The organism is Intrasporangium mesophilum, assembly GCF_054783095.1.
Window position 1 is genome coordinate 59,835 of record NZ_BAAGRF010000001.1, and the last position, 23,039, is coordinate 82,873.

17 protein-coding genes and 3 tRNA genes are annotated in these 23,039 nt (G+C 69.2%); 12 read left to right on the plus strand and 8 right to left on the minus strand.

Features of this window, described 5'->3' with window-relative positions:
- Window positions 1–100: 100 nt before the first annotated feature.
- The 5 genes from ACYVLP_RS00320 to ACYVLP_RS00340 all read left to right on the plus strand — a co-directional run bounded on the left by ACYVLP_RS00320 (window position 101) and on the right by ACYVLP_RS00340 (window position 2,795).
- A complete protein-coding gene (locus tag ACYVLP_RS00320) occupies window positions 101–604 on the plus strand; it encodes an RNA polymerase sigma factor (protein ID WP_460625356.1) in 504 nt (167 codons plus the stop codon).
- Entirely contained in the window at window positions 601–1,467 is an 867-nt protein-coding gene (locus ACYVLP_RS00325) for a hypothetical protein (RefSeq protein WP_460625357.1), read from the plus strand. The genes ACYVLP_RS00320 and ACYVLP_RS00325 overlap by 4 nt, the downstream gene beginning before the upstream one ends.
- Before the next feature lie 51 nt (window positions 1,468–1,518).
- Entirely contained in the window at window positions 1,519–2,565 is a 1,047-nt protein-coding gene (locus ACYVLP_RS00330) for a PHP domain-containing protein (protein WP_460625358.1), read from the plus strand.
- Window positions 2,566–2,627: 62 nt separating this feature from the next.
- Window positions 2,628–2,700 (plus strand) — tRNA-Glu (locus ACYVLP_RS00335).
- 21 nt (window positions 2,701–2,721) lie between these two features.
- Window positions 2,722–2,795 (plus strand) — tRNA-Asp (locus ACYVLP_RS00340).
- Window positions 2,796–2,896: 101 nt separating this feature from the next.
- On the opposite strand, the gene ACYVLP_RS00345 is transcribed toward ACYVLP_RS00340, so the two are convergent.
- Window positions 2,897–4,030, minus strand: coding sequence for a PucR family transcriptional regulator (locus tag ACYVLP_RS00345; RefSeq protein WP_460625359.1), 1,134 nt, complete (start codon window positions 4,028–4,030; stop codon window positions 2,897–2,899).
- A gap of 156 nt (window positions 4,031–4,186) precedes the next feature.
- Here ACYVLP_RS00345 and ACYVLP_RS00350 point away from each other — a divergent pair, with 156 nt between their 5' ends.
- Genes ACYVLP_RS00350 through ACYVLP_RS00360 form a run of 3 tightly spaced genes read left to right on the plus strand, consistent with a single transcriptional unit; the run spans window position 4,187 to window position 7,298 of the window.
- Window positions 4,187–5,299, plus strand: coding sequence for a ferredoxin reductase (locus ACYVLP_RS00350; protein ID WP_460625360.1), 1,113 nt, complete (start codon window positions 4,187–4,189; stop codon window positions 5,297–5,299).
- Window positions 5,300–5,311: 12 nt separating this feature from the next.
- Window positions 5,312–6,610 (plus strand): fatty acid desaturase family protein, encoded by a 1,299-nt coding sequence (locus ACYVLP_RS00355; protein ID WP_460625361.1) that lies wholly within the window; start codon window positions 5,312–5,314, stop codon window positions 6,608–6,610.
- Window positions 6,600–7,298 carry an HAD family hydrolase gene (locus ACYVLP_RS00360; RefSeq protein WP_460625362.1) on the plus strand — a complete coding sequence of 233 codons (699 nt, stop codon included), beginning with the start codon at window positions 6,600–6,602 and terminating at the stop codon, window positions 7,296–7,298. Before ACYVLP_RS00355 ends, ACYVLP_RS00360 begins: the two co-directional genes overlap by 11 nt.
- Before the next feature lie 24 nt (window positions 7,299–7,322).
- On the opposite strand, the gene ACYVLP_RS00365 is transcribed toward ACYVLP_RS00360, so the two are convergent.
- From ACYVLP_RS00365 to ACYVLP_RS00375, 3 genes are all read right to left on the minus strand, one after another.
- Window positions 7,323–8,240: a hypothetical protein gene (locus tag ACYVLP_RS00365; protein ID WP_460625363.1), complete on the minus strand. Its 918-nt coding sequence runs from the start codon at window positions 8,238–8,240 to the stop codon at window positions 7,323–7,325.
- 186 nt (window positions 8,241–8,426) lie between these two features.
- The gene (locus tag ACYVLP_RS00370) at window positions 8,427–10,286 is read right to left on the minus strand and encodes a hypothetical protein (RefSeq protein WP_460625364.1); all 1,860 of its coding nucleotides are present in this window, start codon (window positions 10,284–10,286) and stop codon (window positions 8,427–8,429) included.
- Between the two features lie 113 nt (window positions 10,287–10,399).
- Window positions 10,400–11,836, minus strand: coding sequence for a GuaB1 family IMP dehydrogenase-related protein (locus ACYVLP_RS00375; RefSeq protein WP_460625365.1), 1,437 nt, complete (start codon window positions 11,834–11,836; stop codon window positions 10,400–10,402).
- Window positions 11,837–12,079: 243 nt separating this feature from the next.
- Between ACYVLP_RS00375 and ACYVLP_RS00380 the strand changes: the two genes are divergently transcribed.
- Entirely contained in the window at window positions 12,080–14,257 is a 2,178-nt protein-coding gene (locus ACYVLP_RS00380; RefSeq protein WP_460625366.1) for an MMPL family transporter, read from the plus strand.
- 107 nt (window positions 14,258–14,364) lie between these two features.
- Here the strand turns inward: ACYVLP_RS00380 and ACYVLP_RS00385 are convergent, their stop codons facing one another.
- The gene (locus ACYVLP_RS00385; RefSeq protein ID WP_460625367.1) at window positions 14,365–18,630 is read right to left on the minus strand and encodes a P-loop NTPase fold protein; all 4,266 of its coding nucleotides are present in this window, start codon (window positions 18,628–18,630) and stop codon (window positions 14,365–14,367) included.
- Window positions 18,631–18,934: 304 nt separating this feature from the next.
- On the opposite strand from ACYVLP_RS00385, the gene ACYVLP_RS00390 reads away from it, so the two are divergent.
- Together ACYVLP_RS00390 and ACYVLP_RS00395 are read left to right on the plus strand one after the other, a co-directional pair.
- Window positions 18,935–19,963, plus strand: a complete 1,029-nt coding sequence (locus tag ACYVLP_RS00390; RefSeq protein WP_460625368.1) for a M12 family metallopeptidase — start codon at window positions 18,935–18,937, stop codon at window positions 19,961–19,963.
- Window positions 19,964–20,188: 225 nt separating this feature from the next.
- Window positions 20,189–20,710 (plus strand): hypothetical protein, encoded by a 522-nt coding sequence (locus ACYVLP_RS00395; protein ID WP_460625369.1) that lies wholly within the window; start codon window positions 20,189–20,191, stop codon window positions 20,708–20,710.
- Between the two features lie 71 nt (window positions 20,711–20,781).
- Here the strand turns inward: ACYVLP_RS00395 and ACYVLP_RS00400 are convergent, their stop codons facing one another.
- A complete protein-coding gene (locus ACYVLP_RS00400) occupies window positions 20,782–21,378 on the minus strand; it encodes a YceI family protein (RefSeq protein WP_460625370.1) in 597 nt (198 codons plus the stop codon).
- A 347-nt stretch (window positions 21,379–21,725) separates the two neighbouring features.
- On the opposite strand from ACYVLP_RS00400, the gene ACYVLP_RS00405 reads away from it, so the two are divergent.
- Window positions 21,726–21,799, plus strand: a tRNA-Phe gene (locus tag ACYVLP_RS00405).
- A gap of 261 nt (window positions 21,800–22,060) precedes the next feature.
- On the opposite strand, the gene ACYVLP_RS00410 is transcribed toward ACYVLP_RS00405, so the two are convergent.
- Together ACYVLP_RS00410 and ACYVLP_RS00415 are read right to left on the minus strand one after the other, a co-directional pair.
- Window positions 22,061–22,492, minus strand: coding sequence for a VOC family protein (locus tag ACYVLP_RS00410; RefSeq protein WP_452270783.1), 432 nt, complete (start codon window positions 22,490–22,492; stop codon window positions 22,061–22,063).
- Between the two features lie 40 nt (window positions 22,493–22,532).
- A complete protein-coding gene (locus ACYVLP_RS00415) occupies window positions 22,533–22,985 on the minus strand; it encodes a helix-turn-helix transcriptional regulator (protein WP_460625371.1) in 453 nt (150 codons plus the stop codon).
- Window positions 22,986–23,039: the final 54 nt, after the last annotated feature.

The window sequence follows — 23,039 nt, forward strand, 5'->3', positions numbered from 1 at the left end:
GCCGGGGCATGCAACGGTTCGGGCGGCTGGCGGGTCCATGAGGTGTACGACAGTGACAGCAGAACCGACAGACCGGCGATCCACGACCTGGCGGGAGCACATGAGACGCAGGGACGAGGCGGCCTTCCGCACGTTCGTCGTCGAGCAGCAGACCATGCTGCGTCGACGCGCCTTCCTGCTCTGCGGCAACTGGGCCGACGGCGACGAGCTGGTCCAGGAGGCGCTCGCCCGGGTCTACGTCGCGTGGCCACGCATCGGGGACGGCGCCGAAACGGCATACACCAGGCGAACCATGTTGAACCTCTACCTCAACCAACAGCGGAAACGACGACGCGAGGTGCTCACCGACACCACACCAGAGCCGGCCGTGGAGGGCCCCGACCGCGAGCTGGCGATGACGCTCACGCAGCTGCTCGAGGACCTTCCCGAGAAGCAGCGAGCGGTGCTCGTGCTGCGCTTCTGGGAGGACCTCACCGTCCCTCAGATCGCGGAGTGCACCGGCGTCAACGAGGGCACGATCAAGAGCCAGATCTCGCGCGGGCTGTCGGCCCTGCGCAACCGGCTGGCCGATCCACCACTCACCGGGGCAGGAGCGGTGACATGAGCGGCGACATGAGCGAACACCCGATCCGCGACGGCGCGCCCGACCCCGCAGAGCAGGCGCTGCGAAAGGCGCTGGGCACTATGAACGACCTCGAACCGCCACGGGACGACCTCTTCGTCCAGCGCGCCCTCCTGCGCGGCCGCGCCGCCACGGCCCGACGCCGCTCGGCGCTGATCGGGGCGGCCGCGGCCTTCGTGGTCCTCGGCTCGGTCGGCGGGACCTGGTATGCCGCCAACCACAGCCTGACCGCGAACAGCGCGACCTCCGCGGGCGCCGGGGAGGCGGGCTCCGAGGCCAAGGCGCCTGCGGACGCCTCTGGCGGCTCTGGGTACAGCAGCGGCGGCGAGCCTGTCCCGCGCGCGCCGGCCGTGGCCTCGCAAGGCACCACGTCGGTCTGGTTCGAGGGGCCCTCCACGCCGGTCACCCAGGGCTTCGACTTTGTGTGGCCGTCGATCGCCTCGCGCTGGCCCGACACCTTCTCCGGCGCCTACACGACCGACGCCACCAACACACACCTCGTCGTCGCCGAGACCCAGCCGAACCCGGCCCTCGAGGCGCTGGTGCGGGGCGCGATGCCCTCGCCCAGCGACGTCGAGTTCACCACGGCCACGCACTCGTTCGCGCAGAAGGAGCAGGTGGCGCAGCAGGTGGTCGACGACACCGCCTCCTGGCGCTCCCAGGGCGTCGAGGTCTACAGCGTTCGCCAGGACGGGCGGGCCGACCGGGTCGTCGTCGTCGCGGACGAGGGTTCGACGCCCGGGGTGATCGTCCGACGCTACGGCGAGATCGTGCGAGTCGTTCCTGCGTCCCCAGCGCCCTCGGTGGCTCCCAATGGCGGCACCCTGCCGAACCTGCACCCCTGAGGCCGTCCTCGATCGCCGGCAAGGTCGGAGGCCGCGGTTAGGCTGGCCGCCATGGAGGAGCCGATCCCGCCGCAGGCACCGGTCAGCCCGCTGGAGGCGCTGCGTCGCATCTGCTTCCTGCTCGAGCGGGGCCGCGAGAGCAGCTACCGCATCGATGCGTTCCGCCGCACGATCGAGGCCATCACACTGGTCCCCGAGTCCGAGCTGCACGAGCGCGTCGAGGCCGGGACCCTCAAGCAGATCAAGGGAGTCGGCGACTCCAGTGCCGCGATCATCACGCAGGCGGTCCGCGGCGTCATGCCGTCCTACCTCACCTCGGCGGAGGAGAAGCACGGCGCGCCCCTGACGACCGGTGGCGCCGAGCTGTATGCCGCGCTCCGCGGAGACCTGCACACCCACTCCAACTGGAGCGACGGCGGCAGCCCGATCGAGGAGATGGTGCTCACCGCCGTGGAGCTCGGCCAGGAGTGGATGGCGCTGACCGACCACTCGCCGCGGCTGACCGTAGCCAACGGCCTGACCCGGCAGCGCCTTGCGGACCAGCTCCGGCGGGTCGACGCCATCAACGCCAGCCTCGGCGACCACTTCACGCTCCTGCGGGGCATCGAGGTCGACATCCACCTCGACGGCACCCTCGACCAGGACGACGACATGCTCGACCAGCTCGACGTCGTCACCGCCTCCATCCACTCCAAGCTCCGCCAGCCGGCATACGAGCTGACGCCCCGGATGCTCACCGCGGTCCGCAACCCGCGCACCAACGTCCTCGCGCACTGCACCGGGCAGCTCGTCACGGGCAACCGCGGCAAGCGGCCACCGTCCACGTTCGACGCCGAGAAGGTCTTCCGCGCGTGTCTCGACAACGATGTCGCCGTCGAGATCAACTCCCGGCCGGAGCGGTGCGACCCTCCGGACGAGCTCATCGAGCTCGCCCGTGACCTCGGCTGCCTGTTCACCATCGACTCAGACGCCCACGCGCCCGGCCAGCTCGACATGAAGTCGCTCGGCTGTGAGCGGGCGGAGCGGCTCGGGATCCCGGCCGAGCGCATCGTGACCACCTGGTCGGTCGACGAGGTGCGAGCGTGGGCCAAGGGGTGAGCCCGGCGGATTTGGAGCCGTGCCCAAAAACCCCTATAGTTTCGACGTCCCAACGGAGATGGGTCCCCATCGTCTAGCGGCCTAGGACTCCGCCCTTTCACGGCGGCAGCACGGGTTCGAATCCCGTTGGGGATACGCAGTTCAAGTTCATAGCAAGGCCCCGTAGCGCAGTTGGTTAGCGCGCCGCCCTGTCACGGCGGAGGTCGCCGGTTCGAGCCCGGTCGGGGTCGCTCGTAAGGTCGAGTGGCCGTGTCGTCACACACGTCTCGGTGAAGGTTCCCTTCACGTGGGACTGGTGTGACGACGCGGCCACTCGACGTTTTGGTGCACGCTAGCGGTAGCCGGCGCGCAGGACCAGCTCGAGCTCGAACCGCGCCTCGGGATCCTCCAGCACGTCCCCGAAGACCTGTTTCAGCTGGGCGACGCGGTAGCCGACGGTCTGCTGGTGGACGAAGAGGTCCTCGGCGATCGGGGCCCGCTGGCCCTGGTGCCGCAGCCACGCGAGCAACGTCTCGCTGAGGCGCTCCCGCGCGAGCGGCCGGAGGCTGTCGAGCGGCGCCAGCCGGCTGCGCGCGAGGTCGGCGGTGGCCAGCGGCTCGGAGTGCACGACGAGCGCCGCGAGGTGGTCCTCGACCCAGAGCGGCTCTGTGCGCGCCCGGTCCGTCTCACGGGTGGCCCCGATGTCGTGTGCGGCCGCGCTGTCGGCCAGGTGCAGGCTCTCCGACGCCTGCTGCCACGGGCGTGCCGGCCCGACGATCGCGGCCCTGCTACGCAGCGCCCGAGCCAGGTCGCGGCGACGCCGCTGGCCGGCCACGAACGGGTAGAGGACGAGGACGTCGGTGCCCCGCTCCGCGACGAGCGCATCCGGACCCAGAGCGGCCCGCAGACCGTCCGCGAGCGGCAGCGGGACGAGCGCGACGACCACCGTCTCGGGCAGCGACCAGCCGAGCGCGGCGGAAGCACGGCTCACGGCGCCGTCCGTGGAGTCGCCACGCAGGATCATGTCCACGAGCTCACCTCGCAGGCGCTGGTTCTCGCCGGCGCGCTCGGACTGCTCCTGCGCATAGCCCTGCGCACTGGCGGCCGACAGCTCGTCGATGTACGCGAAGAGCGACTCACCGAGCGACAGAAGGACATCCGGCGCCATCTGCGACACGTCGACGTTGTGGGAGATGGCCCGGAAGGTCACCCGGGCGCCATAGCGGTATGCCGCGAGCAGCGCCTCGAGGCTGCGGCCCGAGCGAACCTCTCCGCGCCCGAGGCTCTCGTACACCCACTTGCCGTCGTCCGACAGGGCCGGGAGCCGCGTGCCGGGCAGGTCGAGGAAGCGGTGGATCGCCATCTGGACGCCCTGACGCACACCTTGGCCGAAACGGCCCTCCATCGGCATCGCGTAGACCGGCACGTCGCGCGGGATGCCCGCGATGATCGCCTCGACGATGTCGCCGACGACGGGTCGCAACATGGTGCTGATTTCGGCCGGGAGATACAACCACGGCGGGTCGGACGTGGCGTGGGCCACTTTGCCCTCCTGTTTTTTGTCGCCAAACAATAGTTTCTTGTGCCAAAGAGTACGCGCTGGCCCAAGATCCGGACAGGGCTTGTCAAGGACCATGGATGTATGAGCCAGATCCGTGCCCTTCGCCGCGTGGCGTCGATCCTGACGACCCCGCACACGCCGGAGGACTTCCTCGGTCTGCTCAACCCGCTCGCCTCGTCGCGGCAGCTGCGTGGGGTTGTCACGCGCGTCGTCCGCGAGACACCGGACTCGACGACGATCCACTTCCGCCCCGGCCGCGGTTGGAACCCGCACCTGGCCGGTCAGTGGGCCCGCATCGGCGTCGAGATCGAGGGCGTGCGCCACTGGCGCAGCTACTCGCTCTCGGCCGCCGCCGGCCACGACCCCGCGATCACCGTTACCGCGATCGGCGTCGTCTCGACCGCGCTGGCCCGCCGGACCAAGGTCGGCGACATCCTCTTCCTCGACACACCGCAGGGCGACTTCGTGCTCCCGACCCGCCCGCGGCCGCTGCTCATGCTCACAGCCGGCAGCGGGCTGACCCCGGTCATGTCAATGGTCCGCACCCTCGTCCCGCGCCGTCCGGACGCCGACGTCGTCCTGGTCCACTCGGCCCGCCGCCCCGAGGAGGCACTGTTCCGCGACGAGCTGCTCGAGCTGGCCGACCAGTTCCCCGGGCTGCACGTGCGCCACTGGTACACCCGTGTCGAGCCCGGTCCCGCCGAGGCCGGAGACGTCGAGCAGGCCGGCCGCAGGCTGGACCTCTCCACGCCAGCCGACCTCGACCTGCTGTGCCCCGACTGGCGGCAGCGGGCGGCATACGCCTGCGGTCCCGCTGACTTCCTCGACGACGCGACGGCACTGTGGGAGCGTGAGTCTCCCGGCGGGGTCGACGACACCGGCGCCAACCTGACCATTGAGCGCTTCGCTCCCGTGCTGCTGCCGGGAACTGGCGGCGCCGGCGGGCTCGTTACGTTCGAGAAGTCCGACAAGGAGGTCGAGGCCGGCGGCGACGTGCCACTGCTCGACGCCGGCGAGCAGTGCGGCGTCGTCATGCCGAGCGGCTGCCGCATGGGCATCTGCCGCAGCTGCCTGACTCCCCTCGTCGCGGGCAAGGTCCGCGACCTGCGCACCGGTGAGGTGCACGGCGACGAGGGCGAGCTGATCCAGACCTGTGTCAACGCGGCTGCAGGCCCAGTCCACCTGGACATCTGAGAAGGGAATCCTATGACCGCCACAGCGAACCGCCCCACGACCACCGCGGCCGGCACACCGGTCGCGACCCAGGGACCGGGGGCACCAGGGGCATCCCAGGGCGCGCTCGTCCGCGCCAGCAAGCCCGTGCTCGCGGCCTCCGGCGGCCCGGCCAAGCGCCCGAGCGCCGCCGCCCACCTCAGCGATGCGGACGTCGAGCGGCTCGGCCAGGAGCTCGACGCCATCCGTGACCGGATCATCGCCTCACGCGGAGCCAAGGACGCGGCATACATCCGTCGCGTCATCCGGGTGCAGCGCACCCTCGAGGTGGCCGGGCGCGTGACGCTGCTGTTCTCGAAGAAGAAGGCAGCCCTCGTCGCGGGGACGGCCATGCTCTCGGTCGCCAAGATCCTCGAGAACATGGAGATCGGCCACAACGTCCTGCACGGCCAGTGGGACTGGATGCGCGACCCCGACATCCACTCGACGACGTGGGAGTGGGACTTTGTGTCCCCGGCGAAGTCGTGGAAGCACACCCACAACGACCTGCACCACACCTGGACCAACGTCCTGGGCAAGGACAAGGACGTGGGCTACTCGATCCTGCGCATGGACGAGGACCAGAAGTGGGAGCCGCGGCACCTGTTCAACCCGCTCTTCAACGCGGTGCTCGCGCCGTTCTTCGAGTGGGGCATCGCGATCTACGACCTCGAGCTCGAAGCCTGGCGCGACGGCGACAAGTCCACCGAGGCCGTCAAGAGCGACCTCAAGGACACCATGCGCAAGGTCGTCCGGCAGTTCGGCAAGGACTATGCCGCCACCCCTGTCGCGGCGATCCCGTTCGGGTCGGGCAAGGAAGCCTTCATCGGCACCTTCACCGCCAACATGATCCGCAACGTGTGGGCGCACTCGGTGATCTTCTGTGGCCACTTCCCTGACGGCGTCGACACGTTCACCGAGGAGGAGATCGAGGGCGAGACCCGCGGCGACTGGTACATCCGCCAGATGCTCGGGTCGGCCAACATCTCCGGCAGCAAGCTCATGCACATCATGACGGGCAACCTCAGCCACCAGATCGAGCACCACTGCTTCCCCGACCTGCCGAGCAACCGGTATGCCGAGGTCGCGGTCGAGCTGCGCGAGATCTGCGAGCGCTACGGCCTGCCCTACACGACCGGGCCCCTCCCCAAGCAGGTCGGCTCGGCCTGGGCCAAGGTCTTCCGGCTCTCCCTGCCGCCGAAGCGCAACCGAAGGCTGCCCAAGGCCGCGGTGAACACCGTCCCGCCGATGGCGCGACGCTCCCCGCTGCCGGTGGCCGCCCGTGTCGTCTGACGCGGTCGCCGCGGTCCCCTCGGCCGCGTTCTTCGACCTCGACCGCACCCTGATCCGCGGCTCGGCGAACTACCCGCTCGCCGTGGCTGCCTTCCGGGGCGGCCACGTGCCCTGGGTTGACCTCGTCAAGGACACGCTCAACGCAATCGCCTTCCACCGCAAGGGGTCCACGGACGAAGGGTCGGCCGCGCTGCGCGAGCGGATCCTCCGGGCGGTGGCGGGCGTGCGGCAGGCCGACGTCATCCACCTGGCCCACGGGATCGTCCCGAGCATCGTCCGCAAGGTCATCCCCGCGTCGGCCGTCCTGCTGTCCGACGCGCGGGCGCTCGGCCAGGACCGCATCGTCGTGTCGGCCTCGCCGATCGAGCTCGTCCAGCCGATCGCCGATGCGCTGGGACTCGAGGGTGCGGTGGCGACCCGCAGCGAGCTGGACGGTGAGGGCCGCTACACCGGACATCTGGCAGGCGAGTTCTGCTACGGCGCCGGGAAGGTCGTCGAGATCGAGAAGCTTGCGGCGGAGCGCGGCTACGACCTGTCCCGCTGCGCGGCATACAGCGACTCCATCAGCGACCTGCCGATGATGGAGCGGGTCGGCACGGCGGTAGCGGTCAACCCCGATCGCGAGCTGCGCGAGATCGCTCGCCACCGCGGCTGGCGCATCGTCGAGGTCGGCCGCAAACGCCACTGAGCGTCAGCCGGGCCCGCCTGACGCTCAGGAGGTCAGCTCTAGCTGGCGCGCCTCGAGGCCGTCGAGGGCCGAGGTCACGGCGTCCAGAGCAGCCCCGACATCGCGCCTGCACCGCTTGATCTCACTGCGCACTGCCAGGTCGGTGAAGATGTTGTCGAACCAGATGTCCAAGCCTCGGGTCAGTCCGTCGAAGTCTCCGAGCTGGATGCCGGGCAGGTGCAGGTCGTCGAGCTCGCGAGTGAAGTCCGTGAGCGCCTCGGCAGCGGACTCCAGCCGCCCACGTGCCTCGTCGAGTCGCTCGTGCTTCATCATCGAGCTGAGCATGCCGCCGCCGCCGAAGGTGTCCCATCCAGACCAGGAGTCGGCCTCGGCGATCACCGAATGGGCGTCGCGGAGCGACTCGTGGGCGGCCCGCCCTGCGACGATCGCCTGCTCGATCTCGCGCAGCTCACGACGCACGGACAGCTCGTTCGCGGCCGCTGCGACGGCGTGCGGAGCCGATGTCTCGAGTCCGTCGATGCCGCGAGCGACCATCTCGAGCGCCACCTCCAGGTCAGCGTCGACGTCGGCCAGGGCCGCGACACTCGCGGAGAGCGCGTCGACCACCGCTCCCTGACGGTCGACCTCACGCTCTGCGTGCTGGACTGCCGCCGCTGCCGTGTCGACCTGGCCGCGCTCGCGGCCGAGGTCGGCGTCCCGAGTGCCACGCAGCGACGACCAGAGCCGCCTCGCGGACGCCCCCTCGAGACGCTCGACGTCGCGGGACTCCGCCGCCAGTGCATCATGCGCCTGGTCGAGGTGCTGGAGAGCGGCGTCGAGCGCGCGGGACTCGCGGTCGAGGCGCTCGAGGACTCGATCGCGCTCTGCGACGTCGTCGCGGGCCTGCTGCAGCCGCTGCAGGGGTGGGATCACGTCGTCGGGAACCGCCGGGTGCATGGTCATGCATGTAGGGATGCACCAAACGGCGCCGGCGTTCCATGCATCGCACCGTCTCGTGTGACGGGAGTGACGGAGCGCTCACCCGACCGGGGTGGAAGGCGCACGCCTGGGCAGGGGTCCGATAAGCCAGTCGAAGGTATGCCGTCGGCGGGGGTGATCACCCCCGGCGACGGCATACCTTGTGCTCGGTCAGAGCGTCCAGCTCGACTTCTCGTAGCCCACTGCCACGCAGCGGGTCGGCGTGCACGCGAGCTTGAAGGGCTCGAACGCGAGCTTCGTCGGCGCCTCCGTCCACGTGCTGCCGTCCCAGGTCCACACCGTGCCGCCGATCCCCGTGGTGAGGCAGCGCTTGCTGTTCTGGCACGCGAGCCGGTCGGACGCGCTCGGCAGCACCCGGCGCACCGACCACGTGGAGCCGTTGAACGTCGAGAACGAGGCTGTGCTGGACGCGACGATGCAGAAACCGGTCGAGGTGCAGCTGAGCTGGTTCGCCTCGGTCACACCGGAGCGACGGACGGCGGACCACGATGTGCCGTTCCAGGTCCGGAACAGTCCGTCATAGGTCATCGCGATGCAGAAGCGTGGTCCACGGCAGGTGACCTCGGGCCTGCGGAAGTCGGAGAACAACCGAGTGGGTGCAGACCACGTCTTGCCGTTCCACCGGCGGACATCGCCGTCCTGGAACGCGAAGCAGGCGGTGGTCGAGGCGCAGGCGAGCGGCCAGTTCGGGTTGATGGTGTCGAAGGCGATCGCCTTGCCCCAGGCTCCGGTCCACAACCGGTAGGTGCCCTGCTGCATGTCGACGGTCATGCACCAGGTTGCGGACAGGCACGAGACTGACGAGGGCCGGTTGCCGATGCGCGTCAGCCCGGCCCACCCGACTCCGTTCCAGCGCACGGCGTTTCCGAGGTCGTCCGCCGCCATACAGAACGTGTCGGTCGGGCAGGACAGGTCCACGACCCACCCGGACGTCGGGTCGAAGCCGACGGCCGGGGTCCACGTCGAGCCACCGCCGCGCATGAACCGTCCCCGGTCGTCGACCATGAGGCACGTTGACGCGCTGGGGCAGTCGAGGGAGTACTCCGCCCCGTAGAGGCTCGTGATGTCGCGGATCGCCCAGACAGACCCGTTCCACCGTCCGACACGCATGTCGCCGGCCGCCTGGCACGAGGTCGGCGACGTGCACGACAGTGTCTCGGCATCGAGGAGCATGCCGCTCTGCGCGTCACCGGCATATCGCCAGGTCGACCCGTTCCAGCGCCACGTGCGGTAGGACGAGCCGCTCGTGGCCAGGCAGAACGTCGTCGAGGTGCACGAGATGTCGAACGTCGAGCTGAAGCTGACCTTGTTGAGGAACATGGCGACCCATCCAGACCCGGAGGACCGCAGCGCGATGGCCGCTCCGTCGCTGGCGACACCGATGCCGTGGCAGGTGGTCGCCGATGGACAGGAGACCGCGTCGACGCGTGCGGCCCAGGGCGCCGTGACGATGCCGACGATGGCCGACCCGTTCCAGTAGCCGATCTTGCGAGGGCTGTAGTAGTCGCCGCCCACGACGGCGCACCGGGTTGCGCTGAAGCAGTCGACGGCGTGGAACGGTGCCAGCGGCGAGGCCACGACCGTCCAGACGCCCGAGCGGTATACGCCGTACGAGTGGGCTGCCACGGCGAGACAGAACGAGGTGGTCGGGCAGGAGACGGCGCGAATGTCGTCGTTGCGGTCGTCGACCCGGGGGAACACGAGCGTGGCCGCGCCCCAGGTGCTGCCGTTGAAGGTCATCGCGCGACCGCCGCGGTCGACGGCCATGCACCACGTCGTGGTCGGGCACGAGACGTCGGTCGGCTGCCCACGGTCCGGGATCGCCGTGACCGGCGCGCTCCAGACCGGTGCAGGCGCTGCCGCTACGGACGCAAGCCGCTGCCCGGACCCCGCGGCAGGCCCATACCCCGCGGCGGGCACCGACCCGCTGGCCGGGCCGGCTGTGGAGAAGGCGAGCGCGACAAGTGTCGACGCTGCGAGGATCCGACCGAACCCACGTCTGGCACGCACGGTGATGACTCCCCTGTCACTCGCTCGCGGGCCGCGGCGCCGCCCGGCTGCCGAATGCTAGCCGGTCACGAACGACTCAGCGGGCCAGAGGGCCGAACTGATATCTCGAACCGTCACCAGGAGGTGTGCAGCGGTCGCCCCTCGGCGAAGCCGGCGGTGCTCTGAAGCCCCACGATCGCGCGCTCGTGGAACTCCTCGAGGGTGCGCGCACCGGCATACGTGCAGCTGCTGCGCAGTCCCGCGATGATCTCGTCGATGACGTCCTCGACCGAGGGGCGGGCCGGGTCGACGTACATCCGGGCCGAGCTGATCCCCTCCTCGAAGAGGGACTTGCGGGCGCGGTCGTATGCCGTGTCGCTCGCGGTGCGGTTGCGCACCGCACGCGAGCTCGCCATCCCGAAGGACTCCTTGTACTGGCGCCCGTTGCTGTCGGTGTAGAGGTCGCCCGGGGACTCCAGCGTGCCGGCGAACCACGAGCCGATCATGACGTTCGACGCCCCCGCGGCGAGCGCGAGGGCTACGTCGCGCGGATGCCGGACGCCGCCGTCGGCCCAGACGTGCTTCCCGAGCCCCCTTGCGGCAGTGGCACATTCGAGGACAGCTGAGAACTGCGGACGACCGACCGCGGTCATCATCCGGGTCGTGCACATGGCACCGGGGCCGACGCCGACCTTGACGATGTCGGCGCCTGCCTCGATCAGGTCGCGGGTGCCCTCGGCGGACACGACGTTGCCGGCGACGACCGGGATCTGCGGGTCGAGGGCGCGGACGGCGCGCAGCGCGTCGACCATCTTCTCCTGGTGGCCGTGCGCCGTGTCGATGACCAGGACGTCGGCCCCGGTCTCGAGCAGCTGCGCAGCCTTGGCAGCGACGTCGCCGTTGATGCCGACGGCGGCGGCGATGCGCAGGCGGTTGTTCGCGTCGACCGCGGGCTGGTAGAGCCCCGCACGCAGCGCCCCTCCCCGCGTCAGGATGCCGACGAGCTCACCGTGCTCGGACACGACGGGTGCGACCTTGCGTCGCGCCACCGAGAGCCGCTCGAACGCCTCCTGGGGCTCGATGTCCTCCGGGAGCACGACCATGTTCTCGTACATGACGTCCTGGACCTGGGTGAACCGGTCGACGCCCGTGAGGTCCTTCTCCGTGACGATGCCGACGGGCTTCGGGCCGTCGACGACGACGGCGGCACCGTGGGCGCGCTTGCCGAGCAGGACGAGCGCCTCGCCGGCGGTGGTGTGGCGGTCGAGCCGGATCGGTGTGTCATGGACGAGGTGCCGCTGCTTGACCCAGCCGACGACCTCGTGCACGACCTCGACGGGGATGTCCTGCGGGATGACGGCGATCGCGCCGCGGCGCGCCACGGTCTCGGCCATCCGGCGGCCCGCGATGGCGGTCATGTTCGCCACGACGAGGGGGATGGTCGTGCCGGTGCCGTCGACGCTCGAGAGGTCGACGTCGAGCCGGCTGGTCACCGACGAGCGGCTCGGGACCATGAAGACGTCGTCGTAGGTCAGGTCGAACTGGGGCTGCTGGCCGTTGAGGAACTGCACGAAAGACCACTGTATGCCGCCGCGCGGGCTTCCTGCGCCGCGCACCGGGTGGTGGGACGACCGCGGGACGACCGTGGGACGACCGTGGCGTCGTGAGGCGGTGCCGACTCAGGGTCCACCCCGATCCATCCCTGAGGACAACCCCCAAATCTGGCCGCAGCCCTGTGCGGGAGCTAAGAGCCGACCTAGCGTTGACCGAGGGCCGCTTTTCGCGGCGATGAGTCCAACAGAGGGGCAAACGCCATGAATGACAACAAGATCGGCGATGTCGGACGTCTCGCCTGGGTGCCCTCGTCACGGGTCACCAAGTGGGTCGTCGCCGCGTTCTGGCTCGTCCTTGCGGGCGTGCTGGCCAGCTCGGCGGGCAAGCTGCAGGGGGCGCTCAACAACGAGGCGGCATCCTGGCTGCCCGAGAACGCGCAGTCGACCCAGGTCGTCAAGCAGATCGAGGCGTTCCAGAGCACGAACGAGTTCCCGGCGGTCATCGTCTACGAGCGACCGAGCGGGGTCACCCAGCAGGACCTCGCCGCGGTCACGGCTCAGGTCGCCAAGTTCAACGCGCTCCCGTCGGTCAAGCGGGATGCGGTCGGGCCGATCCCGTCGCAGGACAAGCAGGCCATCGAGGTCGTCGTCCCGGTCGACGCCGGCCCGGACGGCTGGGACTCGCTCGGCACGGCTGCCGACCAGATGCGCGACATCGCCAAGGCCTCACCGGCCGGGCTGTCGATGCACGTCACCGGTCCGGTCGGGTATGCAGCCGACTCGTCGGAGGCCTTCTCCGGCATCGACGGCAAGCTGCTCTACAGCGCCGCGGCCGTGGTCATCCTCATCCTGCTGATCACGTACCGCAGCCCGCTGCTGTGGATCCTTCCCGTGGCCTCGGCCGTCATCTCCCTGCTCATCGCCCAGGCCGTCATCTACTTCCTCGCCGACAGCGGCACGCTGACCGTGAACGCGCAGAGCTCGGGCATCCTCACCGTGATCGTCTTCGGCGCCGGCACCGACTATGCCCTGCTGCTTGTCGCGAGATACCGCGAGGAGCTCAGACGCCACCAGGACCGGCATGAGGCCATGGCGTTCGCGCTGCACCGGGCGGGGCCGGCCATCTTCGCATCGGGCTCGACGGTCATCGTCGGCATGCTCTGCCTGCTCTTCGCGACGATGAGCTCGACCAAGGGCCTGGGCCCCGTCGCCGCCATCGGCATCGCCGTCGCTCTGCTCGTCATGCTGACCTTCCTGCCGGCACTGCTCGTCATCTTCGGCCGCTGGTTCTTCTGGCCCGTCCGGCCGGCATACGGCTCCGTGGACCACACGCGCGACGGCTTCTGGGCCCGGATCGGCACCCGCATCGCCCGCGCACCGCGGCAGACGTGGATCCTCACGTCCGTGCTGCTGGCCGTCGCCGCGCTCGGTGTCCTCCAGCTCAACGCCGTCGGCCTGCAGAACAAGGACTCCTACACCAGCACGCCGCAGTCGGTCATCGGCGAGCAGATCGCCGCGAAGCACTTCCCCGCCGGGGCCGGCTCGCCCGTCGTCGTGCTCGCCAACACCCCGCAGGCGGAGGCGGTCAAGTCGGCTGTCGCCTCGACCCCGGGCATCGCTCAGGTCACGGATCCCGTGTCCCGCAACGGCCGCTCGATGATCCAGGCCACTCTCAAGGACGCGCCGGACTCCGACGCCGCCTCCACGACCGTCGAACGGGTGCGTGACGCGATCGCCACCGTGCCTGGTGCCGATGCCATCGCCGGCGGCGACACCGCGACGCGGCTCGACACGTCGCAAGCCTCGAGCCAGGACAACCTCCGCGTCATCCCAGTCATTCTCGGGGTCGTCCTGCTGATCCTCATCCTGCTGCTGCGCGCTCTCACCGCACCGCTCGTGCTGATCGGGACCGTGGTGCTGTCGTTCGGCGCAGCAATGGGCTTGTCGGCGTTGATGTTCCGCCACGTCTTCGGCTTCGCCGGCGCGGACACGTCGTTCCCGCTCTTCGTGTTCGTGTTCCTCGTAGCCCTGGGCATCGACTACAACATCTTCCTCATGACCCGAGTGCACGAGGAGTCGAAGCAGGTCGGGATGCGCCGTGGCGCGCTCATCGGGCTCGCCGCGACGGGTGGGGTGATCACCTCTGCAGGTCTGGTGCTCGCCGGCACGTTCTCGGTGCTCGCGACGATGCCGGTCGTGGCCTTCGCGGAGATCGGCTTCGCGGTGGCGCTCGGGGTCCTGCTCGACACCCTCATCGTCCGCTCGGTGCTCGTCACCGCTCTCAACCTCGACATCGGGGCCCGCATGTGGTGGCCCAGCCGCCTGGCCCGCCAGGACCGGGAGCTCGCCGCTGCAGCCGACGCCGCCGAGGCGGCCGAGGCCGAGGCGGAGGCCTCCGGGAGGCCGGGCAAGGAGCCCAGCCTCGAGCCTGCCGGCTGACCACCCAGCCACGACGAAACACGAGGTATGCCGCCCGCCGAGCCGGGCGGCATACCTGCGTTCTCGTGTGGTGGGGATGTCCGGTTCGAGGTATGCGGGTCGCGGTATCAGGTCGCTGGATCCGGCGAGGTTTCACCTCCAGCCGGCTCCTCCGGGCCCTCGGTGACCGCGGGGATCCCGCCGGCCATCCGGAAGGAGAAGCGCGCGACTCGGGGTGCCCATCGCTGGTAGACGGGCATGCCGTGCGGTTTGACGCCGATGATGAGGTCTTCGAGGGGCTTGTAGACCTGCGGAGATGTCGCCTCGAGGAAATCCTTGAACACCGCATCCTTGGGCTGCGACATCACGGCGGAGAACACGTCCGAGACATCCGAGGGGCGACCGACGAGGATGCCGAGCAGCACGACGACGACCTCGAACTCGCGACCGTGCTCTGGGTCGAAGTCGCTGAATTCCGTGTCGGGCACGCTGACGCGCAGCATCCGGTAGATGTTCACCAGGCGCTTGGTGGCACGGGGAGTCAGGGACAGGCCGTCAAGCTCGCCGAGAAGCCGTCTCTCCTCCGACGATATGAAGAGCGCCTCGGACCGCGGCAGCGCTGGCGGGGCCTCCGGAGCCGGCGCCTCCGCGTGCTCCTCGGGCTCGACTGTCTCTGGGTGCTCGTCGGGCGTGGCGTGCTCCCCACGGGCTGTGTCGTCCGCGCGGGCGTCGTCCTCCCGGGCGGCGTCCTGTCCGGCGTCGTCCCGTCCGGCGTCATCCTGTCCGGCGTCGTCCTCCCGGGCGCCGTCCGCCCGGGTCGGCTCCCTGTCTCGAGTTGAAGGGCCGGGCTCCCCCGTGGGCGCCCCGTTGGCACCCGGTCCGCCCGCCGTGCTCGGGGTGCCTGTCTCGCCGTCGACGACCGTCTGCTGGGACACGGCGGGGTCCCCGTTCGCGCCCGGCAGACCCGGCGAGGCGGGCGCCGGCCCCGCCCCACGACGCCCATCCGTGCTGCCCGGCCGCTTCTTCGGCGGCGGAGTCAGCTCCACGATGAGGTCGCGATAGCTGTCGGTCGACATGCGTCGCAGGATGTAGGGGATCTGGAAGATCTTCTCGAGATACTGGGCCGGCTCTTCGAGCAGCTTCTCGAAATGGGCGTTCAGCGAACGCACCAGCCAACGACTGTCGACGCCGACAACAACGATGAAGAGCTCGAATGCCAGCAGGAGATGCACGGCCTGGAGCACGTCGACGACCTTGTCATCGGGGCATCGGTCGAGGTCGTCGATGAACAGGACGATGCGCTCCACGCCGGGGATGTGCTTCCTGACCTCCTCCGCCAGCGCGGCTTGCTGTTCGGCCCTCTCCCGCTTGACCTCAGGGTCGGCGACGTCTCCCTCCGGCTTCGAGGTGTTGCCGTCCTGGCCTGACATGGCGGAAGGAGCCGCCGGCATCAGTGACACGAGCTGCTCGAAGTCGTGCCTCACCTGCGACATCACACCGAGCCGGCTGCGATAGTCCGCGCTGGCGGCCCGCTCGCGGACGAAGTTCTGCAGCTGCAGGCCCTTGTCACGCATCTCGCGGACTTCGCTCTCTCGCCTCTCGACCTCCCGCTCGGCGATCTCCTCCGCCGCGCGCGCCTTGGCCAGCTCCTCCTGCTTCAGCTCCAGCGGGCGCTCCCTCACCTCACGAGCCTCGCGAGAAAGGCTCAGGATGCGAGTCGTGGCGGCCAGGGCCGGGGTGAGGCCGGCCAGAAGTGCAATGACGAACGAGAGGACGGCTCGGCCAGAGTCATGGCTCAACCACCACCACAGCCCGCCGATGACCAGGAAGACGAGCAGCGTCACCAGGCCCGTTCGGCGGCGCCGGACGACCTCCTCGCGGAACAGGCGCTGCGCGTCTCGCGCTTTCTCCCCGACCGTCTCGGCCGCTCCCAGGGCCTCCGCGAGCCGGACTGCGTTGGTCCTGGCATCGTCGAGTCCATCGGCGACCGGCTGGCCGTCGGCGACGGGCTGGCCGTCGGCGACAGGCTGGCCGTCGGCGACCGGCTGGCCGTCGGCGACAGGCTGGCCGTCGGCGACCGGCTGGCCGTCGGCGACAGGCCGGCTGTCGGCACCGGGCTGGCTGTCGCTAGTGCCTTGCCCCCGGGCGACAGCCTGCAGGTTCGACAGAAGATCCTTGTCGTGCCGAAGGGCGTGGAGAGCGACGGCGAGGGACGGGCGCCAGGCCGCGGTGGCCTTGCCGGTCTTCTTCTCGAGGGCGTCGCACTCTCGCTCGAGCTCGATCCGGGCGGCCTTGGCCGTGTCGACCTCGGCACGAGCCTCGTCGAGCCGCACCAAGGCCTTGTCCGCCTGGTCGGCGGTCGTGTCCTTGGCGAGCTCGTCGAAAAGGGTCGCGGCGAGGCTGGCCCAGAGGTCGGCGTCCACGTAGTGCCAGGCGTTGAAGCGGACAGTGCGGACGTTCCCGCAATATGGCATGGCTTCTGGCACCTTCTTGCCTGCCATCGAGGACAGCTCGCCCATGCGCTCCTCCATGAGCGCCATGAAGAAGCTCTTGCCACTGCCCCAGTCCCCGAACAGGCCCACCGCGAGTGGCAGAGGCGTGTCTTTCGCCAGGAGCACCGAGACGAGCATCTCGACCTCTTCGGTCACACCGAGGCGGTCCGCCTTGCGCACCCGGCCGTCACCGGGCCTCGGGACGGTGTCGGCCGCTGCACCGGCCAGCAGCTGGGCTCGGCCTGCGGGTCGTGCGGCGGGGCCGCGCTGGGTCTCCGGAGGCGGTGCCGTGCTCTCGTCGGCGCCCGAGGCAGTGTCGGTCGAGTCGTCCGCAACGTCTACGGCGGCGCTCTCTTCGCCGGCCCCGCGTCTGGCATTCAGGCCGTCGATGACGCCGCGGAGCACGTCGCTCGACACGGCGGTGACCATGCGCTCGGTGAGACTCATGGCCAGGCCGATGACACGACCTCCGACGAGGATCGGCGCTCCGGCGACGACGACGTCTGGAGCGACGGTGTCCACCTCGATCGCGAGGGACGACGGATCGGAGGAGGCGACCGACCCACGGACGACGCGAAGCTGTCCCTCGGAGGCCACCATGACCACTTCGACAGGGTCACCGCGGACCGCGGGCCCGACTCCGAGGCTCAGCTGACCCGACGTGGCCTCGAGGGGGGACAGGGGCGCGAGCACAGCAACCCGCTGATCGGGGTCTGCGCGGTCGTCTCGGACCACCCCCGCCTGGCTTGAGACCTTAGTCCCCAACGACTCGATGTCGACGAACGGCAGGCCGTCAACGGCCGCGAGCGACGTCACCACGGTCTCGTCCTCGACCAGGACGGCGATTCCTCGGATGCCCTGCGAGCCGAGAGTGTCGATGGCGAACACCCGATCCAGGTAGGGCGGGACCCAGGGGTTCTCTGCGACAGGGCCGAGAATGCTGTCCCACTCCACGGCCGACTCACTCCTCCAGCGCAGGCCGATCGCGTTGCGCAGAGCTATGCGTAAGTCTTCCTCGCCAACTCCCAACGAGGACAGCACGACTGGCTCGATGCGTTCGTCGTCGAGCGCCGCCGCGAGGACATGGTGCGCGTAGATCTCTCGCGCTCCGACGCGGCCGGCGATGCTGTCCGCACTACGGATGACGTCCAGCAGCCGCGAGTTGGTGTCAGGGTCGGTGTCCTGCAGAGCCACCTTCCGGCGTTCCACTCCGACCGAGCGCATCGCCCTCGAGACTCGCTCGTCCGATGGCGCAGGAACCATCTCGCGGACCAAGGCGGTAGCCCCGGCCGCGAGCTGCCGCAGGTCCAGCTGCGTGTGCTCAGGCTGGACGAGTATGGCGAGGAGCACGTCGAGCGCCGACACGTCCTTCGCACTGCGAATGACGCTCACCGACAACGCAAGCCGCAGCAGCTCGTCAGCCGCAGGACGCAGCGGTCGACGCGAAGGCACCTCCGCCTCGCCCTTCTTCGACGCACTCGAGGTGGTGGCCTCGACTGCGTCGGGGTCGGCTTGCCACGCCGACAGGTCGGAGGCGAGTCGATCGATGAGCGGATCGTCCGACTCCCCGCGCCAGTCGGTGAGCATGACGGTCTGCATCGCCCGGAACGCGGGAGGGATGGTGCCGTCGATCGAAACCGGCAGCAGCTTGCGTTCGTCCTGGGCGATGGCGGCTTCTCGAAGCACGAACGATGACTTCACAGACTCCGCTGACCACACGACAACGACCACGGCTGCGTCGCCCAGCATCTTCGCCAGCTCTTGGTCGAACCTGCTGCCTGCAGGGACGTCGTCGTCCCAACGAACTGAGAGTCCCCGCGCCCTGAGAGCACCGACCAGCTGAGCAACCGTCGCGTGATCGCTGTGGCTGTAGCTGATGAACACATCGCGGGAAGTCACCATCAGTCCCCCTCGTCGCGCCTGACGAGGAGCCGGGACCACAGGAGAAGCCACCGCACCTGAGCCACGGCATTGCCCCGCAGAGCGCGTGACGCCCTTTCCCTTTGTCGTCGGAGCGATTCGATCCTTTGACCAAGTTTATTCGCGCAGCAGTAGGGCAATGCCTGAATCGATGAACACGCGAAGTGGGCCTGGGCGCTTGATCGGGGCGGACGGCATACCCCGGTTTCTCCATGGCAGGTCCGGAGTACGAGGACGATTGTGCTCGGGGGTCGACGAGGACTCCCCTATGACCAAGGGGACTGCCATGACTGACGCTGCAGAGCACGTGTGCTTCGACCGCATCCTGCCCAAGGACCTGATGCGCCCGCACCGGCGGGCGCAGGGCCCTGACGGCGGGGACCGCGCGATCTCGCCCATCGGCAAAGCCTGGGTGAACGGGACGACGCTCAAGGTGCGCTTCCTTGCGGGCACTCCTGCCCAGCAGGCCACGGCGCGCGAGCAGGCAGCCTGGTGGCAGGCGGCCTGCAACATCTTCTTCGACTTCGGTGACCATCCCGACGCCGACATTCGAATCTCCTTCGACCCCAACGACGGTGCGTGGTCGTACGTCGGCACGGACAACAGGGGCATCCCCGCGAACCAGGCGACGATGAACCTCGGCTTCCTCGACGGCGGCACGGCGGGACACGAGTTCGGCCACGCCGTCGGGCTGGCGCACGAGCACTCCAACCCGGCGGGCGGCATCCAGTGGAACGAACCCGTAGTCCTCAGGGCCCTGGCCGGCCCGCCCAACTACTGGGACGAGGCGACGGTGCGCCACAACGTGTTCATGAAGTACCGGCTCGACCAGATCAAAGGCACCCAGTTCGACGCCGACTCGATCATGCTCTATGCCTTCCCCGCGTCGTGGACGCTCAACGGGGTGGCGACGCACGCCAATGACGTCCTATCGGCATTGGACAAGGCATTCGTCTCCGGGGCGACGATGTACCCGCGGACGGCGCCGGTGGTCAGCGACGCCACACCGATCACCGTGGGCGGCCCGAAGGTCAACGGCTCGATCGGGAAGCCGGGCGAGGAGGACCTCTACTCGTTCACGGCCGCTGCCGACGGGCTCTACGAGGTGTCGACCCGCGGCGTGACGGACGTCTACCTCAAGCTCTTCGGACCGGACAGCGACACGCACCTCGTGGCCGAGGACGACGACAGCGGTTATGGCCTGAACGCGCGGATCCGGGCTCAGCTGACGCCGGGCAAGTACGTGGCCCAGGTGCGGCACTACAACCCGTCGAGCGGCACGGGCACGTACTCGATCCGAGCCCGACGCCGCTGACGGCTGTCCGCCCGCCTGACGCTTGGTCACCTCGACGGGTTTCGTCTCCGGGCTACGGGACCTGCCGGAGCCCTGTGATTCTGCTCCGGAATACGGAGCAGAATCACAGGGCGGCGGGAGGAGGGCATGGCTTCCAGTCCGGCCCCGGTCGGGACCGAGTCCGGACCTGCTGACGGCCAATCTCGATCGGTTGCAGATGCTCAGTAATCGAGTAATGATGATTACATGATTACGGAAGAGAAGCTGGAACGGGTGCGGGGCTGGTTCGCCGGCCGACTGCCCGAGGAGTGGCGGAGCGAGGCACCTGAGGTGACCGTCGACCGCGAGGAGATCACCATCGTGCTGACGATCGGTGATGTCGACCTGCCTGACGGGTCCAGCGATGCCGAGCGCGACGAGGCCAGGGCGGGGCGTGCCAAGGCGTTCCGCGAGGACACGCGCGGGCGCCGCATCGAGATCGCCCGCGAGGCGGAGCACCGGTTCGACCGCAAGGTGTCGTGGGCCGTGCGGGTCGGCGATCGGACGGAGCTGTTCACGCACGTGGCGGCGCCGGCGATGACCCGGCTTCGTCAGCCCGAGCGGCTCGTGCTCGACACGCTGGTCGACGCGGGTGTGGCCCGCTCACGGGCCGAGGCGCTCGCGTGGTGCGTCAAGCTCGTCGGCCAGCACGAGAGCGACTGGCTCGGAGAGCTGCGCGACGCGATGTCGAAGGTCGCGGACGTCCGCAGCAAGGGTCCTGGCGCGTAGCGCTCGGACCGCGGCTGGTTCGAGGTGTTACCTCGCGGCATACCGCGACGTAACACCTCGAACGGAAGGGCTCAGCCCTCGCCGTCGTCCTGGGCGTCGCTGTCGTCCTGGGCGTCGCTGCCGCGCTTGATCGCCGAGATCTCGAACTCGAGCGAGATCTTCTCCGAGACGAGCACGCCGCCGGAGTCGAGCGGCATGTTCCACTCGAGACCATAGTCGCGGCGGTTCACGCGGCGAGAGCCCTCGAAGCCGGCTCGGAGCGCGCCGAACGCGTCCTTCTCGACGCCCATGAGCTCGAGCGGGACGGTGATGTGCTTCGTGATGTCGCGGATCGTCAGATCGCCGGAGACCATGTAGGCGTTCTCCTCGACCTCCTCGATCTGCGTGCTGACGAAGCGGATGTCGGGCCACTTCTCGACGTCGAAGAAGTCGGGGCTGCGCAGGTGGTCGTCGCGCTGCTGGTTGCGGGTGTCGACGCTGCCGGCCTTGAGGGTGACCTCGGCATACGACTTCGACATGTCCTCGAGGTCGGCGTAGAAGCGGCCCGTGACGTCGTTGAAGGAGCCACGCACGGTCGTGACCATGGCGTGGCGCGCCGAGAACCCGATGCGGGTGTGGGCCGGGTCGAAGTCCCAGTCACCACTCAGCGGCGATCCTTTGTCGGTCATGGCCTCTCCCCTGCGAATGGATGATGGAGTCGCGGCAGTCTTTCACGACCCACGATCATTGAACGTTTCACGATCGGTCCGTTTCACGCAAGTCGGTCCCTGACGTGCCCGCGCGTCCCCTGGTCGGCTCACACGGGTGCCACGTCGCATCCCATACCCGCGAGCCTGTCCCAATAGCGGCGATCGCGCCACCCCAGGGCACGGACCAGTCCGCATCGGACATTGCGGTCGTGCGTCTGGGTGGCGGTCCCTGGGGTGGCGTTGGGGGGCGTTGGGCGGCGATGTCGGGGTCCGTGAGCCGTTTGGGAGTTCAGCCTGGGGGTCGGCTATAGTTCGTCACGTTGCCTGGCCAGGTAGCTCAGTTGGTACGAGCGTCCGACTGAAAATCGGAAGGTCGGCGGTTCGACCCCGCCCCTGGCCACAACCCCACGAAACCGCAGGTCAGTATGCCGCTGACCTGCGGTTTCGTCGTCCAAGGCCTGGCTCGGCCTGTCGCCTCGCGACGGTCGCGAGTGACCGTGAGTAGTGCATCGCGCGACCCATCACCTCCACCCGAATACCTTGAACCGGATCAGGCCGGGCGGGCGATTCATCGCGGTCGCCCCACCAACAGGTCGGGGAGCTCCTCCTGCACTCAGAGCTGGAGGAGCTCCCTGACCTCGAATAGCGTGTGGCTGCCTCGTCAGGCGGTTTCCTGTTGCGCAACTGGTCCCTGCTGCAGGATCCGGATGGGGTTGCCGAAGGGGTCCCGGATGCCCATGTCAGTCCCGTAGAAGTGCTCGGTGGGCTCTTGGGTGAAGTCGGTTACGCCACGCTGGCGCAGCGTTTCGTACAGCCCGCGAGCGTCATCGGTAGTGAAGACGAGGCCGCCGAGCGCACCCTTGGTGATGAGCTCGCGGAGGCGCTCGGCCGTCGCCTCGTCGTGGAGGGGCGGTCCGGGCTGTTCCAGAGAGATCTCGGTCGGGTGGTCGCCGGGAACCCGCACGGTCAGCCAGCGATAGTCGCCTTGCTGCACATCGTTGCCCTTTTCGAGCCCGAGCTTGTTGACGTAGAAATCGAGCGCCTCGTCCTTGTCGAGGACGTAGATGGACGTGACATTCAGCCTGCTGATCATGATGTTTCTCCACAGCCGTTCCGATTGGGTCATCCCGAGCCTAGGGAGCCGCCGCCGGGGAGACTTCTCCAAAACTGCTCGATGACGGCAGCGACTGGACTGTGCTGCTAGGCCGCATCGCCGCGAGCTGGACACAGTGGGGCGCCACGACCGGACCATGCCCCGTCCGATAGCCGCGCGGCGTCTCTCCGACGATCTGCCGGAAGGTTCGGCTGAAGGTCCCCAGACTCGTGAAGCCGACATCGAAGCAGATGTCGGTGACCGTGCGGTCAGTCTCACGCAGCAGGAACATCGAGCGCTCAATCCGCCGTCGCTGCAGGTAGCGGTGGGGTGTCTCGCCGAACACGGAACGGAAGCAGCGGCTGAAGTGTGCGGGCGAGATATGCGCGACCGCCGCCACGGCGCGGACGTCGAGCGGCTCGGCATACGCGCGGTCCATCGCGTCGCGGGCGCGAAGCAGCCGCCGATTCAGATCCTCCGCTTCGCGGCTCACCCGGCCACGGTAACGCGGCACCTACGGATCGGCCGCCGTGGTGACGTCGGTCTC

Bases quoted from the DNA above. Each gene is read 5' to 3' on its own strand.
- ACYVLP_RS00395 (WP_460625369.1), top strand. From the start codon at position 20,189: ATGATTACGGAAGAGAAGCTGGAACGGGTGCGGGGCTGGTTCGCCGGC.
- ACYVLP_RS00365 (WP_460625363.1), bottom strand. From the start codon at position 8,240: ATGACCATGCACCCGGCGGTTCCCGACGACGTGATCCCACCCCTGCAG.
- ACYVLP_RS00400 (WP_460625370.1), bottom strand. From the start codon at position 21,378: ATGACCGACAAAGGATCGCCGCTGAGTGGTGACTGGGACTTCGACCCG.
- ACYVLP_RS00325 (WP_460625357.1), top strand. From the start codon at position 601: ATGAGCGGCGACATGAGCGAACACCCGATCCGCGACGGCGCGCCCGAC.
- ACYVLP_RS00330 (WP_460625358.1), top strand. From the start codon at position 1,519: ATGGAGGAGCCGATCCCGCCGCAGGCACCGGTCAGCCCGCTGGAGGCG.
- ACYVLP_RS00390 (WP_460625368.1), top strand. From the start codon at position 18,935: ATGACTGACGCTGCAGAGCACGTGTGCTTCGACCGCATCCTGCCCAAG.
- ACYVLP_RS00355 (WP_460625361.1), top strand. From the start codon at position 5,312: ATGACCGCCACAGCGAACCGCCCCACGACCACCGCGGCCGGCACACCG.
- ACYVLP_RS00320 (WP_460625356.1), top strand. From the start codon at position 101: ATGAGACGCAGGGACGAGGCGGCCTTCCGCACGTTCGTCGTCGAGCAG.
- ACYVLP_RS00380 (WP_460625366.1), top strand. From the start codon at position 12,080: ATGAATGACAACAAGATCGGCGATGTCGGACGTCTCGCCTGGGTGCCC.
- ACYVLP_RS00410 (WP_452270783.1), bottom strand. From the start codon at position 22,492: ATGATCAGCAGGCTGAATGTCACGTCCATCTACGTCCTCGACAAGGAC.
- ACYVLP_RS00385 (WP_460625367.1), bottom strand. From the start codon at position 18,630: ATGGTGACTTCCCGCGATGTGTTCATCAGCTACAGCCACAGCGATCAC.
- ACYVLP_RS00350 (WP_460625360.1), top strand. From the start codon at position 4,187: ATGAGCCAGATCCGTGCCCTTCGCCGCGTGGCGTCGATCCTGACGACC.
- ACYVLP_RS00345 (WP_460625359.1), bottom strand. From the start codon at position 4,030: ATGTTGCGACCCGTCGTCGGCGACATCGTCGAGGCGATCATCGCGGGC.